Source organism: Microbacterium sp. NPDC058389, assembly GCF_042722305.1.
GTDB lineage: Bacteria > Actinomycetota > Actinomycetes > Actinomycetales > Microbacteriaceae > Microbacterium.
The window spans coordinates 29,203-42,735 of the sequence record NZ_JBHXJQ010000015.1 but is presented as its reverse complement, the minus strand read 5'-3'; the positions used below and the strand labels follow the sequence as shown (position 1 = coordinate 42,735).

At 69.6% G+C, this 13,533-nt stretch carries 10 protein-coding genes; 2 read left to right on the top strand and 8 right to left on the bottom strand.

Translation table 11 applies throughout. The annotated features are described in order from the left end of the window. Together ACFWJ8_RS16955 and pheA are read right to left on the bottom strand one after the other, a co-directional pair. Positions 1-1,122 (bottom strand): class I SAM-dependent methyltransferase, encoded by a 1,122-nt coding sequence (locus ACFWJ8_RS16955; protein WP_378813735.1) that lies wholly within the window; start codon positions 1,120-1,122, stop codon positions 1-3. A 161-nt stretch (positions 1,123-1,283) separates the two neighbouring features. Further along, the gene (gene pheA, locus ACFWJ8_RS16950) at positions 1,284-2,264 is read right to left on the bottom strand and encodes a prephenate dehydratase (protein WP_378813733.1); all 981 of its coding nucleotides are present in this window, start codon (positions 2,262-2,264) and stop codon (positions 1,284-1,286) included. 119 nt (positions 2,265-2,383) lie between these two features. On the opposite strand from pheA, the gene pgm reads away from it, so the two are divergent. Beyond that, on the top strand, positions 2,384-4,027 hold the full coding sequence (pgm, locus tag ACFWJ8_RS16945) for a phosphoglucomutase (alpha-D-glucose-1,6-bisphosphate-dependent) (protein ID WP_378813732.1): 1,644 nt from the start codon (positions 2,384-2,386) through the stop codon (positions 4,025-4,027). A gap of 28 nt (positions 4,028-4,055) precedes the next feature. Here the strand turns inward: pgm and ACFWJ8_RS16940 are convergent, their stop codons facing one another. The 6 genes from ACFWJ8_RS16940 to ACFWJ8_RS16915 form a co-directional block, all read right to left on the bottom strand. Continuing rightward, the gene (locus tag ACFWJ8_RS16940) at positions 4,056-5,330 is read right to left on the bottom strand and encodes an ROK family protein (protein ID WP_378813730.1); all 1,275 of its coding nucleotides are present in this window, start codon (positions 5,328-5,330) and stop codon (positions 4,056-4,058) included. Beyond that, a complete protein-coding gene (locus ACFWJ8_RS16935; RefSeq protein ID WP_378813728.1) occupies positions 5,323-7,713 on the bottom strand; it encodes a glycoside hydrolase family 2 TIM barrel-domain containing protein in 2,391 nt (796 codons plus the stop codon). The genes ACFWJ8_RS16940 and ACFWJ8_RS16935 overlap by 8 nt, the downstream gene beginning before the upstream one ends. Before the next feature lie 7 nt (positions 7,714-7,720). Next, a complete protein-coding gene (locus ACFWJ8_RS16930) occupies positions 7,721-8,377 on the bottom strand; it encodes a YesL family protein (RefSeq protein WP_378813726.1) in 657 nt (218 codons plus the stop codon). A gap of 67 nt (positions 8,378-8,444) precedes the next feature. Next, entirely contained in the window at positions 8,445-10,007 is a 1,563-nt protein-coding gene (locus tag ACFWJ8_RS16925; protein ID WP_378813724.1) for a DUF3502 domain-containing protein, read from the bottom strand. A 122-nt stretch (positions 10,008-10,129) separates the two neighbouring features. Further along, on the bottom strand, positions 10,130-11,122 hold the full coding sequence (locus ACFWJ8_RS16920; protein WP_378813722.1) for a carbohydrate ABC transporter permease: 993 nt from the start codon (positions 11,120-11,122) through the stop codon (positions 10,130-10,132). Then, the gene (locus tag ACFWJ8_RS16915) at positions 11,109-12,098 is read right to left on the bottom strand and encodes an ABC transporter permease (RefSeq protein ID WP_378813720.1); all 990 of its coding nucleotides are present in this window, start codon (positions 12,096-12,098) and stop codon (positions 11,109-11,111) included. Before ACFWJ8_RS16915 ends, ACFWJ8_RS16920 begins: the two co-directional genes overlap by 14 nt. A 162-nt stretch (positions 12,099-12,260) precedes the next feature. Between ACFWJ8_RS16915 and ACFWJ8_RS16910 the strand changes: the two genes are divergently transcribed. Then, positions 12,261-13,172: a PmoA family protein gene (locus ACFWJ8_RS16910; RefSeq protein WP_378813718.1), complete on the top strand. Its 912-nt coding sequence runs from the start codon at positions 12,261-12,263 to the stop codon at positions 13,170-13,172. Positions 13,173-13,533: the final 361 nt, after the last annotated feature.

Here is a 13,533-nt window from a genome sequence, read left to right as displayed (position 1 = left end):
TCAGCTCGTGAGCAGGTAGAACCGGAAGAAGCTGAAGTCCTCGATCGGCAGGATCTCGACGTCGGCGAATCCCGCGTCGCGGGCGTAACCGCGCAGCGTGTCCGGACGCATGACGGTCCCCGTGCCGACGCTCTGCGGGTGCGACAGACCGTCCGGCAGGCAGCAGAACAGGCTGAACCCATACATCAGCCGTTCCACGTCGTCTCCCGGCGCCATCAGGCGCTCGCCGACCGCCTCGTCCATGACGACGACGGGTCCGCCGCCGCGGACGGCGCGGCGCATGGCCGCGAGCACGTCCACCGGCCGCGGCATGTCGTGCACGCATTCGAACGCGAACGCCGCGTCGAACGGCCCGTGGCGGTCGAGTCCGTCGCCGTCGGCATGGTGGAAGGCGACCCGGTCGGCGACACCCGCCTCATCGGCGTTGGCCCTCGCGAGACGGATCGACGGCTCGTCGACGTCGAAGCCGTCGACCGTGAGGCCCGGGTACGCCTGCGCCAGGGCGATGGAGGACCAGCCCCCGCCCATGCCGACGTCGGCGATGCGCGCCCCGGGACGGGTGAGAACGGTCCGGAGGGGATCCACCTCGGCAAACACCCGCTCGAGCTCCCCGAACCACGGGCGGTTCAGGTCCGCCTGGGCCTCGCGCGCGTCGGCCCCGAACTGCGCCCAGCCCACCCCGCCGCCGGTGCGGTAGGCGTCCATCAGCCCGGGCAGCTGTCCGCCGACCGCCGCGAACAGCCGGGGAAGCGGCGCGAGGTACGAGAGGCTGCCCTGGTCTACCAGCGCCTCCGCGGGGCCCGGTGGGAGGGAGAAGCGACGGGATGCCGGCATCCCGTCGTCGTCCGGGGTCAGGACGAGGATGCCGCTCACCGCCTGCTGCTCCAGCCACTCCCTGGCGTAGCGCGGTGCGGTCCCGGTGCGGGCGGCGAGTTCGTCGGCGGTGGCCGGTCCGGCCTCGGCGAGGCTGCGGTACCACCCGAGACGGTCGCCCAAGTACGCGGCCATGAGGTCGATCCAGCCGAGCGCGGCACCCAGCATCCGCTCGGCGTACGCGTCGACCGAGGCACCGGGATCGGAATCGGCCGCCCCGGCGGGAGCGGCATCGGCAGAGGTGGACATGAGGAACCCCCCGTTCGCTCGGAACAGGCACCCCAGCGTGCCCGCAACACCGAGGGTACGAGCGCGCGCACGCCCTGACGACCCCCGTCGCGGCCGGAGCGTGCCTCACGATCGGGCGGCGGACGCCGGTTCCCGCGTGCGGAGTCAGGCTCCGGGACGGGTCAGTCCTGGCCTTCGGGCTCGCCGGACAGCAGACCGCGCAGCCAGTCGCGCGCCTCGACGAAGACGTCGTCGGCGTAGCGCTCCGGGTAGTGGACGACGGCGCGGTCGGCGCGCGGGTAGGAGCCGAGGAACGTGACGCGCGGGCTGAAGCGGCGCAGGCCCATGAGGGCGTCGGCCATGCGCTCGTCCTGCAGGTGCCCGTCGGCGTCGACGACGAACCGGTAGCGGCCGAGCTCGTCGCCGATGGGGCGCGACGCCAGCAGCGACAGGTTGATGCCGCGCGTCGCGAACTGCTCCAGCATCTCCAGCAGTGCGCCCGGGTGGTCGTCGGGCAGTTCGACGATGAGCGAGGTCTTGTCTGCTCCGGTCGGCTCCGGCGGCACGACCGTGCGGGCGACGAGGACGAAGCGCGTCACCGCGTTGGGGTTGTCGCCGATGTTGGAGGCGAGCAGCTCGAGCTCGTGGTGCTCGAGGATCCCGGGAGGGGCGATCGCGGCGTCCGCGTCGCTCGAGCCGTCGAGGAGGCCCATCGCGCTCGCCACGTTGCTCGCGGCGGGCACGTGCGAGTGCGCGGGCAGCTCGCGCGACAGCCACTGCAGGCACTGCGCGTACGCCACGGGATGCGCGGCGATCAGCGACACATCCTGCAGGCGGGCACCCGGACGTCCGACCAGCACGAACTCGACGGGGACGAGGTACTCCCCCACGATCCGCAGCCCGGGGATCGTCGCGAGCGCGTCCTGCGCCGTCGAGACACCGCCGTCGACGGAGTTCTCGATCGCGATCATGGCTGCGTCCGAGCGGCCCTCGACCACGTCGGCGAGGGCCTCGCCGACATTGCGCACGGGGCGCCATTCGTGGCCTCGGGCTTCGGGGACCTGGGCGAGCGCGGCCTCGGTGAACGTCCCCGCGGGTCCCAGGAAGCTGTACGTGCGGCGCACGGGGGCGGAGTCCTGGGTACCGGCGAGCTCGGAAGTCACGCGTGCCAGCCTAGCCCGGCCGTCGTGCCGGACGCCGTGGCCGTCATTCAGGCCGGATCCATAGGCACCAAGCGTCACCGACCGTGCGCCCGGCGCCGCGGGCGGGCAGACTAGGGCGCATGAGTCGCGCAGGACAGCCCGCCGAACCCTCCGACCTCATCGACATCGATGAGCTCATCGCCGCCTACTACGACATCTCGCCAGACCCCACGGTCGCCGAGCAGCGCGTTGTGTTCGGCACGAGCGGCCATCGCGGCTCGTCGCTGTCGGGCAGCTTCAACGAGGCGCACATCCTCGCGACCACCCAGGCGATCGTGGACTACCGCCGGTCGCAGGGCGTGGAGGGACCGCTGTTCCTCGGTCGCGACACGCACGGACTGTCGCTCCCGGCCGAACGCAGCGCGATCGAGGTGCTCGTCGCGAACGGCGTCGACGTCCGCGTCGACTCCCGCGACTCGTGGGTGCCGACCCCCGCGCTCAGCCACGCGATCCTCACGTACAACCGCGGGAGGGATGCCGCCGACCCCGGCCGTTCCGACGGCATCGTGGTGACCCCCAGCCACAACCCGCCGCGCGACGGCGGCTTCAAGTACAACCCGCCGAACGGCGGACCGGCCGACACCGACGCCACCGGCTGGATCGCGGACCGGGCGAACGAGCTCATCGCCGCGGGCCTGGAGGGCGTCAACCGGACGCCGTTCAAGGACATCGACGGCGACAGCCTCGGCGACTACGACTTCCGCGACGCGTACGTGCGCGATCTCGCGAACATCATCGACGTCGAGGCCATCCGCCGCGCCGGCGTGCGGATCGGCGCCGACCCGCTGGGCGGTGCGTCGGTGGAGTACTGGGCGCTCATCGCCGAGGTGCACGGCCTCGACCTCACCGTCGTGAACCCCGACGTCGACCCGACGTGGCGCTTCATGACGCTCGACTGGGACGAGAAGATCCGCATGGATCCGTCCTCGCCGTCGGCGATGGCCGGGCTCATCGGCCGCCGTCACGAGTACGACGTGCTCACCGGCAACGACGCGGACGCCGACCGCCACGGCATCGTCACCCCCGACGCCGGGCTCATGAACCCCAACCACTACCTGGCCGTCGCGATCGACTACCTGTATTCGCACCGCCCGCAGTGGTCGGCGGATGCCGCAGTCGGCAAGACCCTCGTCAGCTCGATGATCATCGACCGCGTGGCCGAGTCGCTGGGCCGGCGGCTGCTGGAGGTCCCGGTCGGGTTCAAGTGGTTCGTGCCGGGGCTGCTCGACGGCTCGGTGGCCTTCGGCGGCGAGGAGTCGGCCGGGGCGTCGTTCCTGCGCTTCGACGGCCAGGTGTGGACGACCGACAAGGACGGCATCCTGCTGTGCCTGCTCGCGTCCGAGATCATCGCCGTGACAGGCAAGACGCCGTCGCAGCGCTACGCAGAGCTCGAGGCCGAGTTCGGGGCCTCGGCCTACCAGCGGGTGGATGCTCCGGCATCCCCCGCACAGAAGGCGGCGCTCGGCAAGCTCGCTCCCGAGGCCGTCACCGCGACAGAGCTCGCCGGCGAGCCCATCACCGCGAAGCTCTCGCACGCGCCCGGCAACGGCGCGGCGATCGGCGGACTGAAGGTGCAGACCGAGCACGCCTGGTTCGCCGCCCGCCCGTCGGGCACCGAGGACGTCTACAAGCTGTACGCCGAGTCGCTGCGAGGCCCCGAGCACCTCGCGCAGGTGCAGGCCGAGGCCCGCGAAGTGGTGTCTCAGGCGCTCGCGGGCGCCTGAGAGTCGCCGGTCCCGGTCCCCGATCGCGTCAGAGCGCGATCGGGACCTGGGTCGTGAGCAGGCCGACGTCGGCGAGGTGGCGCTCCAGCGCGGTCGTCGCCACGCCGGTCGCGACCGAGTTGCCCTCGACGGTCGACACCTCCAGCACGAGGTCGCGGGCCGACCAGCCCGGCGACTGCTCCAGCAGGTGCCGCCGCGTGGCGGGCAGCAGCTCGTCGCCGAGGGCCCACGTCGTCCAGCCGGTGAGCGTGACGACCTCCGGATTCACGACCGCGACGAGGTCGGCGAGCGCCGAGCCCAGGTAGTACGCGGTGCGTGCGATCGCCTCGGTCGCCGCCGGGTCCGGCTCGGGACCGGCCGCGGCGTGCGCGAGCGCCGCGATGAAGTCGCTCTGCGCGTCGATCCCGACGAGCGGGTGCTCGGGGGCGATCTCGCGGAGGGTCTGCTGGATGCCGGGCACGCCCAGATACGCCTCGACGCAGCCGTGCCGGCCGCAGCGGCAGCGTCGGCCGTCGAGCACCAGCAGCGAATGCCCCCACTCGCCTGCGGAGTTCGTCGCGCCGCGCAGGATGCGCCGCTCGAGCACGATGCCGGCCCCCACTCCGGTGCCGAGGTTGATGGTCACGAAGCTGGAGTAGTAGCGGCCGCGACCGAGCCACAGCTCGGCGGTCGCCATCGCCTTCAACGGGTTGTCGATCACCAGCGGCATGCCGACGCGCTCCCGCAGCCGGTCGAGCTCGAGTTCGTGCCACGTCCAGTTCGGCACCACGACCGACACCGAGGTGGGTCCCTGCACGAGGCCGGGGAGAGAGACTCCGACGCCGAGCACCTCGTCTCGGCCCACTCCACCCTCGGCGAGCACGAGGTCCACGGCACGCCCGATCCCCTCCACGACCGAGTCGGGGTCCAGCACGTGCTCGTCGCGGGCCACTTCGGCGTGGGCGAGCTGGTTGAGCGCCGCATCGAACACGACGGCCCGCACGTAGGTCTCGGCGACGTCGACGCCGACCACCCGCCCGCGCGCGGCGTTCATCGCGAGCGTCGCCGTCGGACGCCCGATCCGGCCGGCGGTGACCTTCGTCTCGACGACGATCCCCTCGCCGATCAGGTCGCCGACGACGGTGGCCACCGTCGCGGGGCTGAGGCCCGTCGTCTGCGTGAGCTCGTTGCGCGTCGTCTCACCGGCCGACAGCACCGCGTGCAGAACGTCGAGGCGCGAGTCACTGCGGATGTCGCGCGAGGTCCTCCGCAGCGCCCCCATGCTCACTCCTGCACCCTCGGATCCGGCCAGTATGTCACGCACCGAACTCCGCCTTGCCGTCGGCGAGCCCCTCGGCGTGCACGCGCACCGCCGTGCGCCCGTGGGCACGGACGTACACGACCGCCCGACCGTCGCGCGTCGCTCGTGCCGCGGTCGGGTACGGCGTGTTGTCGGCGAGGTCACCGTTCTCGATGCCGAGCAGCTCGCCCCCTTCGACGTCGACGAGCACGACGCGCTCGTCGCGGGCGATCCCACCTGTGGCGTCACGCAGGGTGCACTCGATCTGCACGACGCCGTCGAGAGGGATGCCGGCGGCCGTGCACACCGCGGCCGCCTCGGCCGGCGGCATCCACACCTGCGCCTCGATGCGCACGGCCTCGCCACGGGCGGCGAGCTCGTCGCGCGCCACCACCTCGCCGTCACGCCGCGACTCCAGCACGAGCGGCTCGGCGCGGGCGTGCGTCACGGCGGTCCAGTAGCCGTGGACGTCGTCGCGTACGAGCGGGAGCTCCTCGCCGCCGCACGACAGTGAGAGCTCGTCGCCGTTCGCGAACACCAGCACCTCGACAGGACGCGGGTCGGCGGCATCCCACGCGCGCGCGATCGGGTGCGACCAGAAGTCGGCTCCCGCGCCCTCGACGTGCGGACGCGTCGCGAGGTGGGCGACCGGCTCGTCCGTCCACCAGCTGCGTCGCAGATGCCACGCGTGCTTCTCGAAGCCGGCGAGGGTCAGCAGGCCCGCGCCCGAGCCGTGGATCGGCCAGCCGTGCGCCTCACCGAGGTAGTCGACGCCGGTCCAGAGGAACTGCCCGGCGATGAAGTCGTTGCGCACGACCGCGAGCCACTGCGCGTAGCCGTGCCCGTTCTCGCTGCCGAGGAACGGCACGTCGGGGAAGCGCTCATGGTCGTCCTCGTACAGGTGCTCCTTGTAGTTGTAGCCCACGACGTCGAGCTCCTCGAAGAGCCCGGTGCGGCTCGACAGCTCGGGGAACGCCGCCGCGAAGGTCACCGGCCGCGACGGGTCGGCGCGCCGCGTGATGCCGGCGAGTCGCCGGGCGAGCGTCGTGAGCCGCCGGACGTCGGGCCGGCTCGGGTCGTAGACGCGCTCGGCGGCCGGCTTGTTCGCGTCGTTGTTGCCCGTCATCTCGTCGAACAGCGGGCTCGCGTACGGGTCGTTCGGATAGTCGACCTCGTTGCCGATGCTCCACGCGATGACCGACGGGTGGTGCCGGTGCGCCTGGATCGTCGCGACGAGGTCGCGCTCGTGCCACTGCGGGAAGTCCTTGGCGTACCCCTCATGGCGCGGCGGGTAGACGTTGTGACCCTGCCACCACTTGTTCTTGGGGTTCTCCCATTCGTCGAACGCCTCGTCGATCACGAACAGGCCGAGTGCGTCGCACATGGCGTACAGCTCCGACGCGTGCGGGTTGTGCGCCATCCGGACGGCGTTGGCCCCCATGCGCTGCAGCGACAGCAGGCGCCGCAGCCACACCGCGGGCGGCACGGCGACGCCGAGGGTCCCGGCGTCCTCGTGCAGGCACACGCCCTTGAGCACGCGGGGCTCGCCGTTGACCGAGAACCCGGTGCCGGCGTCGAACGCGATGGTGCGGATGCCGGTCACGAGCTCGTACTGCGCCCGAGGCTCCGCGTCACCGGCCTGCCAGCGGAGGGTCGTGGTGAGCCGGTACAGGTGCGGATCGGTGTCGGACCACGGCTCGGGGTCGGGCACGACGGTCTCCACGGCCAGCTCGATCGCCCCGGCTGCCGGGATGACGGCCTCGGACGCGAATTCGTGCACGCGGTCCGTCGTCAGCGACCGCAGTTCGTGCCGCACGCGCACGGCGACGGGCTCGGCGAGATCGGACTCGAGCGCGTGGGTGACGCGGATCGCCGCGGAGGCGGCATCCAGCGATCGCGTCGTCAGGGCCGTGCCGTGCTCGCCGATCCGCACGCCCTCGTGCACCTGCAGCGCGACGGCGCGCGTGATGCCCGAGCCGTTGTACCAGCGGGAGTCCGAGATGTCGGTGTGTTCGACGCGCACCGCGATCACCAGATCGTCGTCCGGCGCGTACTCCAGCAGTTCGGTGAGATCGAACGAGAACGGGACCCAGCCCGACGGGCGCCCGCCCAGGTGATAGCCGTTCACCCACACGTCGGCGTTCTTGTAGACGCCCTCGAACGCGAGGCGGACGTGCTGCCCCGGCGTCGCGCCCAGCTCGCGCAGCGACACGTGTGCGCGGTACCACCCGATGCCGCCGGGCAGATACCCCGTGCCACTGGATGCCGAGCGGTCGAAGCCGAGCTCCACGCTCCAGTCGTGGGGCACGCGGACCGCGCGCCAGGCCGAGTCGTCGTGGCGCTTGGACCAGGCGTCGCGGTCGTCGGCGAGCGCGAACGCCCAGCGCTCTACGGTGAAAGTGCGCATGCGGGGATCAGTCCTCTTCCTGGGCTGAGGGGGTCGGGGTGGGGGCATAGCGCTCGAACACGCGGGCGTACACCAGCGCGCCGAGGAAGGCGATGGCCGCGAAGCCGATCAGCAGCCACAGCAGTCCGTAGCCGGTGGCCTGCGGTGAGAAGATCGTGACGACGGCGGCGAGGACGCTCAGCACGATGACGGTGAGCGGGGCGAGGGGATGCCGGAACGACATGAGCCGCGCGTTGCGCAGCACCTCGCGCGTCGTGCCCTCGAACTTCGCGAGGTACGGGAACACGTACAGCGCCCACATCGCGGCGAGGAAGACGAGGACGTACCAGACCGCCAGCAGAACGAACCGCAGGATGCCGTCGGAGACCAGCTGGGTCACCACGACGTACCAGGCGACCAGCGCCGCGCCGACGGCCGCGATGAGCAGGCCGATGAGCGTCGACTGGCGGAAGTTCTGCCGGAACGAGCGGAGGTAGTCGCCCGCGATGGTGCGGTCGGTGTCGGTCGCGATGCGCAGCGAGACGAAGCACAGCGCGGTCAGGGATGCCGGCAGCGTCACGACCGCGAGCGAGGTCACGAGGAACAGCACGTTGAGGATCATCAGGTCGGCGATGCGGGTGAGGAACCGCATCAGCGTGGAGTCCGGCGCGAAGATGCTGGCCATGCTGCTGCTCTCTGTCGGTGGTGGTGGCCGGGTGGGACTGCGCGCAGGCCCACCCGGCCGGGACGGGTCAGTCGACCTTGTGGTCCTCTGCCCAGGTGTCGAGGTCGGACTGGATCGAGGCGCGGGCGTCCTCGAAGCCGACGTCCTTCAGCTTCTGCCGCATCTCGGCGACCGCCGCGGCGGGGTCGTCGAACTTGCCGAACTCGAGCTGCGGGATGTACTCCGACAGCACACCGCCGATCGCCGCGAGCGTGGGGTCGATCGCATCCTTGTTCACGATGAGCGTCGAGTACGGGTAGTCGCCGGCGACCTTGTCGAGGTTCGCGTAGATCTCGTCCTTGTTCGGCGCGTCCGTCGCCTTCGGGTACTCGAACTCGTCCATGCGGCCGGCCCAGAAGTTGGAGCCGAGCGAGTCGGTCGACGAGTCGTAGCCCTCGGGGTAGGTGAGCTTGCCGTCGTCGGTGAGGATGTAGTCCGTGCCTTCGATGCCGAAGTTGAGGAGGTCGTAGTCCTCCTCGTCGTTGCGGAGGAGGTCGTACACCTGCAGGGCCTTCTCAGGGTGCTTCGAGTTGGCACTGACCGCCATGGCCCCGTGCGTCTTGATGTCCTTGAAGACGTTGCCGTTCTCCTGGCCCCAGTAGAACATCTTCGGGTCGGAGCCGGGCTGCTTCGTGTTCATGTTGTTCACGATGTTGCCGATGTAGGTCTGCGTGTGGTGCTGGTCGACCCCCGACAGCCCGGCGTAGAACTCCTCGCGGGTGTCGCCGTCGTAGTTGATCGCGTCCTCGCGCCACACGCCCAGGTCGTTCCACTCCTTGGCGAGCTCGGCCGCGTCGACCAGCTCGTCGCTGTCCATGTACCAGGACGACACCTCGTACGGGTCGGACGACGAGATCTGGAAGGGCGCGTAGTTGCCGGCGCTCACGCCCTGGAGGGTCGCCAGGTCCGTGTGGCCCTGCAGGTACCCCGTGAGCGTGGCCTCACCGGTGGTGGCACCGGCGACATCCCAGGGGTACGCGTCGGGCTTGTTGGCCTTGACCCACTCGAAGTACTTCGTGAAGTCCTCGAACTTCGTGATCTCGCCGTTCGCGAACCCCGCCTCGGTGGCCCAGTCGCCGCGGTAGAAGAACCCGTGGTTGGTGTACTGGGTGTAGTTGTCCTCGGGGATGAACATGATCTGGTCGTCGAGCTTGGTGAGGTCCCAGTCGCCGTCCGCGTCGACCTGCGCCCACGTCTTGGGCGCGTTCTCCTTCAGCATGTCCTCGGTCAGCGGCAAGAAGGCGCCCTTGTCGGCGTTCTCCCACGCGAACAGCCAGTCCGTCGCGGTCGTGATGAGGTCGACGTTGTCATCGCCCGAGAGCAGCTGCAGGTTGTACTGCGTCTGCCAGTCGGCCCACTCGACGTAGAACAGGTCGAGCTTGGCGTTGGCCTGCTTCACGAGCTTCTCGTTCAGCTTGTCGAGCATGGCCTCCAGGCGGCCGTTGGTGGGCTTGTCGCCGAGCACCAGCATGGTGATCTCGGTGGGCTTGCCCGAGTCGTCGCCGCTGTCGGCGGTGCAGCCCGCCAGCGCTCCGGCACTCAGGCCGAGGGCCGCGACGACCGCGGCTCCCTTGATGATTCTGTGTGACATGTGAGGCTCCTTCGGCTCTCATCTCTTGGGTGGGGTGTGGGTGTGGGTGACGGGACGGCCGGGAGGACGGCATCCCGATCGGCGATCCCCGCACATCGGGGACCGCTGTCGTCAGCGAGGATTCAGCCCTTCACGGCGCCGACGGTGATGCCACTGACGAAGTAGCGCTGGACGTACGGGTAGGCGAGCAGGATCGGACCGGTCGCGATCACGGCGCTGGCCATCTTGAGGGTGTTGCTCGGCAGGTCGGTGATGCTGACGTTGGAGCCGGCGACCGAGTTCCGCAGGGCGTTGGCCGTGTTGATGATGTTGTACAGGTAGTACTGCAGCGGTTTGAATTCGACCGTGCTGCCGAGATACAGCGACGACAGGTACCACTCGTTCCAGTACCCGAGGGCGAGGAACAGTCCGACGGTGGCCAGCGCGGGCTTCATCATCGGGAGCGTCAGCTGCCAGAAGATCCGGAAGTCGCCGGCCCCGTCGACCTTGCCCGACTCGATCACCTCGTACGGGACGGTGCGCATGAAGTTCTTCATCAGGATGATGAGCCACGGCGTCATCAGCAGCGGCAGCCAGACCGCGAGGTAGCTCCCGCGCAGTCCCAGCGTGCGGCTCACCCACAGGAACGTCGGAGCCAGGCCCGCCGAGAACAGCGTCGTGAAGTAGATGAAGAACGTGATCTGGTTGCGGAACCGGAAGTCCTGGCGGAACAGCGCGTAGCCCGTCATCGCGATGATGATGAGGCCCACCGCGGTGCCCGTGACGGTCATCGTGATGGTGACGATGTAGGAGCCCAGGATCTGCTGCGGCGCCGCGAAGATGTACTCGTAGGCGTCGAGGGTGAAGTCCTTGGGGAACAGCCCGAACCCGCTCTCGCGGATCGCCGCCTCGCTCGAGAACGACGCCGACAGGATGAGGACGAACGGCAGCAGGCAGAACAGCGAGAAGAACGTGACGAAGACGTACGAGATGCCGCGGAGCGCGTAGTCGCTGCGCTGGAGCTTCACCGGACGCGCGCGGTTCGACCGCGTCCACCAGCGCTGCCTGCGCCGCTTCCCGGAAACGGTGGTCAGCGTCTCGGTCGCCGACGGCAGCAGCAGATCAGAAGAGGGCATAGTCCTTGTTCATCTTCCGGACGATCCAGTTCGCCAGCAGGACGATGGCGAAGCCGAACAGCGATTGATAGAGGCCCACGGCGGTCGACGTCGTGAAGTTGTTCTGCGACATGACCATCCGGTACACGGAGGTCTCGATGATGTCCGTGGTACTGAACAGCGCGGCGTTGTTGCCGACGAGGTTCCAGAACAACCCGAAGTTGCCGTGCATGATGCCGCCCAGCGAGAACAGCAGCAGGATGATGAACGTCGGCTTGAGGCTCGGCAGGATGACGTATCGGATGCGCTGCCAGGCCGACGCCCCGTCGATCGCGGCGGCCTCGAACAGGCCCTTGTCGATGCCCATGATGGCCGCGAAGTAGACGATCGAGCCGTATCCGGTGCTCTGCCACAGGAACACCAGGATGATGATCAGCGGCCAGATGCCGGCCATGCTGTAGATCTTGATCGGGTCGCCGCCGGTCTCCTTGATCAGCGTGTTGAGCGCACCGGTGTCGTAGTTGAGCAGGTTGAACGCGATGACGCCGACCAGCACCACGGAGATGAAGTACGGCAGGAACATGACGCCCTGCGTGATCTTCTTGAAGTACCGCAGGCGCACCTCGTTGAACATGATCGCGATCGCGATCTGGAAGATGTTCCCGAGCACGATGAACGCGACGTTGTAGAGGATCGTGTTGCGCGTCAGCACCCACAGCTGCCCGGACTTGATCAGGAACTCGAAGTTCTTGAAGCCGACGAAGGGGCTCCCGAAGATGCCGTCCGTGTAGTTGAAGTTCGTGAACGCGATCCAGATGCCGGGCAGCGGACCGTAGTTGAAGGCGATGAAGTACAGGACCGCCGGCACGCACATGAGCAGCAGCATCCGGCTGTCCTTGACGTGCTGCCAGAACGACTTGCGCTTGCGCGGCCGCGACGCTTCCGGCAGCGGCCGTGGGGGTGGCGCCACCTGCTGGGGCGCTTCTTTCAGAGCCATCCTCCGCCTCTCTGCGGTGACAACCGGTGTCGACGTCGACACCAAGAACAGGGATAAAACTAACCCTCGATGAAACTCCCGCAACTGTAACCGCACAGTTCCCGCGATGACAAGGGAAACTTTGGGAATGCGTTTTCCGTCGCGCTCGGCGACAATGGACCCATGACCGACCTCTCGCTCCGCATCGATGGCGCCGAGGCCGTCGTCACCGCCGCCGGCATCGACATCGCCCGCTACGCGTTCGACGGCGGCGGTGCGGTGTCAGAGGGACCGAAGCCGTTCCTTCACCCGCTGCGCACGCTCGACGGCGCTCCCCTGACCGCGTACCGGCCGTGGGACCACCGCTGGCACAAGGGTCTGCAGCTGACCTGGACGCACGTGTCGGGCCAGAACTTCTGGGGCGGGCCGACGTTCCGCCGCGAGAGCGGGTACGTGCAGCTCGACAACGTCGGCCGCATGCGTCACGACGCGTTCTCGGACGTGGTGGATGCCGGTCCCGCGGTGTCGTTCGCCGAGCAGCTGACCTGGATCACACGGGCGGGCGAGTCCTGGATCGCCGAGAACCGGACGCACCGGTTCCACGGCGCCGACCCGGAGCGCGGACTGTGGATCCTCGACTTCGCCACGACCCTCCGCAACATCGCCGGGCACGACCTCGAGCTCGGCAGCCCGACGACGCAGGGCCGCCCGAACGCCGGCTACACCGGCTACGTGATCCGCATGCCGCGGGCGTGGACCGGCGGCCGGGTGCTGGCCGGGGGCCTCCCCGACGACGCGGGCGCCGACGCGATCATGGGCGCCGAGGCACCGTGGGTGGCGTTCTCGGGCGAGCACGACGAGGTCGACGGCGGCGGCACCGTCATCGCCTACGCGGGCACCTCGACGGGCGCCCCCGCCATCCGCTGGTTCGTGCGCAGCGACCCCACCCCGATCCTCGCGCCGTCGCCGTCGTTCGCCGAGCACATCGTGCTCGCGCCGGGCGAGGAGCTGTCGCTCACCCACCGTCACGTGTTCGACGGCCGCATCCGGACCGCGGACGAGACCCGGATGCTGGCGGCCGAGCTGGCTCCGTAGACCCGGCGTCGACGCCCCCGCTTCGTCTCGCCGGCGCTCGCTCAGCGACCGAGGGCCGGCGTGCCCGGGAGACACGCTTCGTCTCGCTGGCGCTCGCTCAGCGACCGGGAATCCGCGTGACACGCTTCGTCTCGCTGGCGCTCGCTCAGCGACCGGGAACCCGCGTGACACGCTTCGTCTCGCTGGCGCTCGCTCAGCGACCGACAACCCGCGTGCCCGCGAGACCCGCTTCGGCTCGCTGGCGCTCGCTTAGCGACCGGCAACCCGCGTGCGCGGGAGACACGCTTCGTCTCGCTGGCGCTCGCTCAGCGACCGGGGGCAGGCGTGTGCGGGAGACACGCTTCGTCTCGCTGGCGCTCGC

What these genes read in the sequence shown, in the direction of transcription:
- ACFWJ8_RS16955 (WP_378813735.1), bottom strand. Translation starts at nt 1,122, where the DNA reads ATGTCCACCTCTGCCGATGCCGCTCCCGCCGGGGCGGCCGATTCCGAT.
- pgm (WP_378813732.1), top strand. Translation starts at nt 2,384, where the DNA reads ATGAGTCGCGCAGGACAGCCCGCCGAACCCTCCGACCTCATCGACATC.
- ACFWJ8_RS16935 (WP_378813728.1), bottom strand. Translation starts at nt 7,713, where the DNA reads ATGCGCACTTTCACCGTAGAGCGCTGGGCGTTCGCGCTCGCCGACGAC.
- ACFWJ8_RS16930 (WP_378813726.1), bottom strand. Translation starts at nt 8,377, where the DNA reads ATGGCCAGCATCTTCGCGCCGGACTCCACGCTGATGCGGTTCCTCACC.
- ACFWJ8_RS16925 (WP_378813724.1), bottom strand. Translation starts at nt 10,007, where the DNA reads ATGTCACACAGAATCATCAAGGGAGCCGCGGTCGTCGCGGCCCTCGGC.
- ACFWJ8_RS16920 (WP_378813722.1), bottom strand. Translation starts at nt 11,122, where the DNA reads ATGCCCTCTTCTGATCTGCTGCTGCCGTCGGCGACCGAGACGCTGACC.
- ACFWJ8_RS16915 (WP_378813720.1), bottom strand. Translation starts at nt 12,098, where the DNA reads ATGGCTCTGAAAGAAGCGCCCCAGCAGGTGGCGCCACCCCCACGGCCG.
- ACFWJ8_RS16910 (WP_378813718.1), top strand. Translation starts at nt 12,261, where the DNA reads ATGACCGACCTCTCGCTCCGCATCGATGGCGCCGAGGCCGTCGTCACC.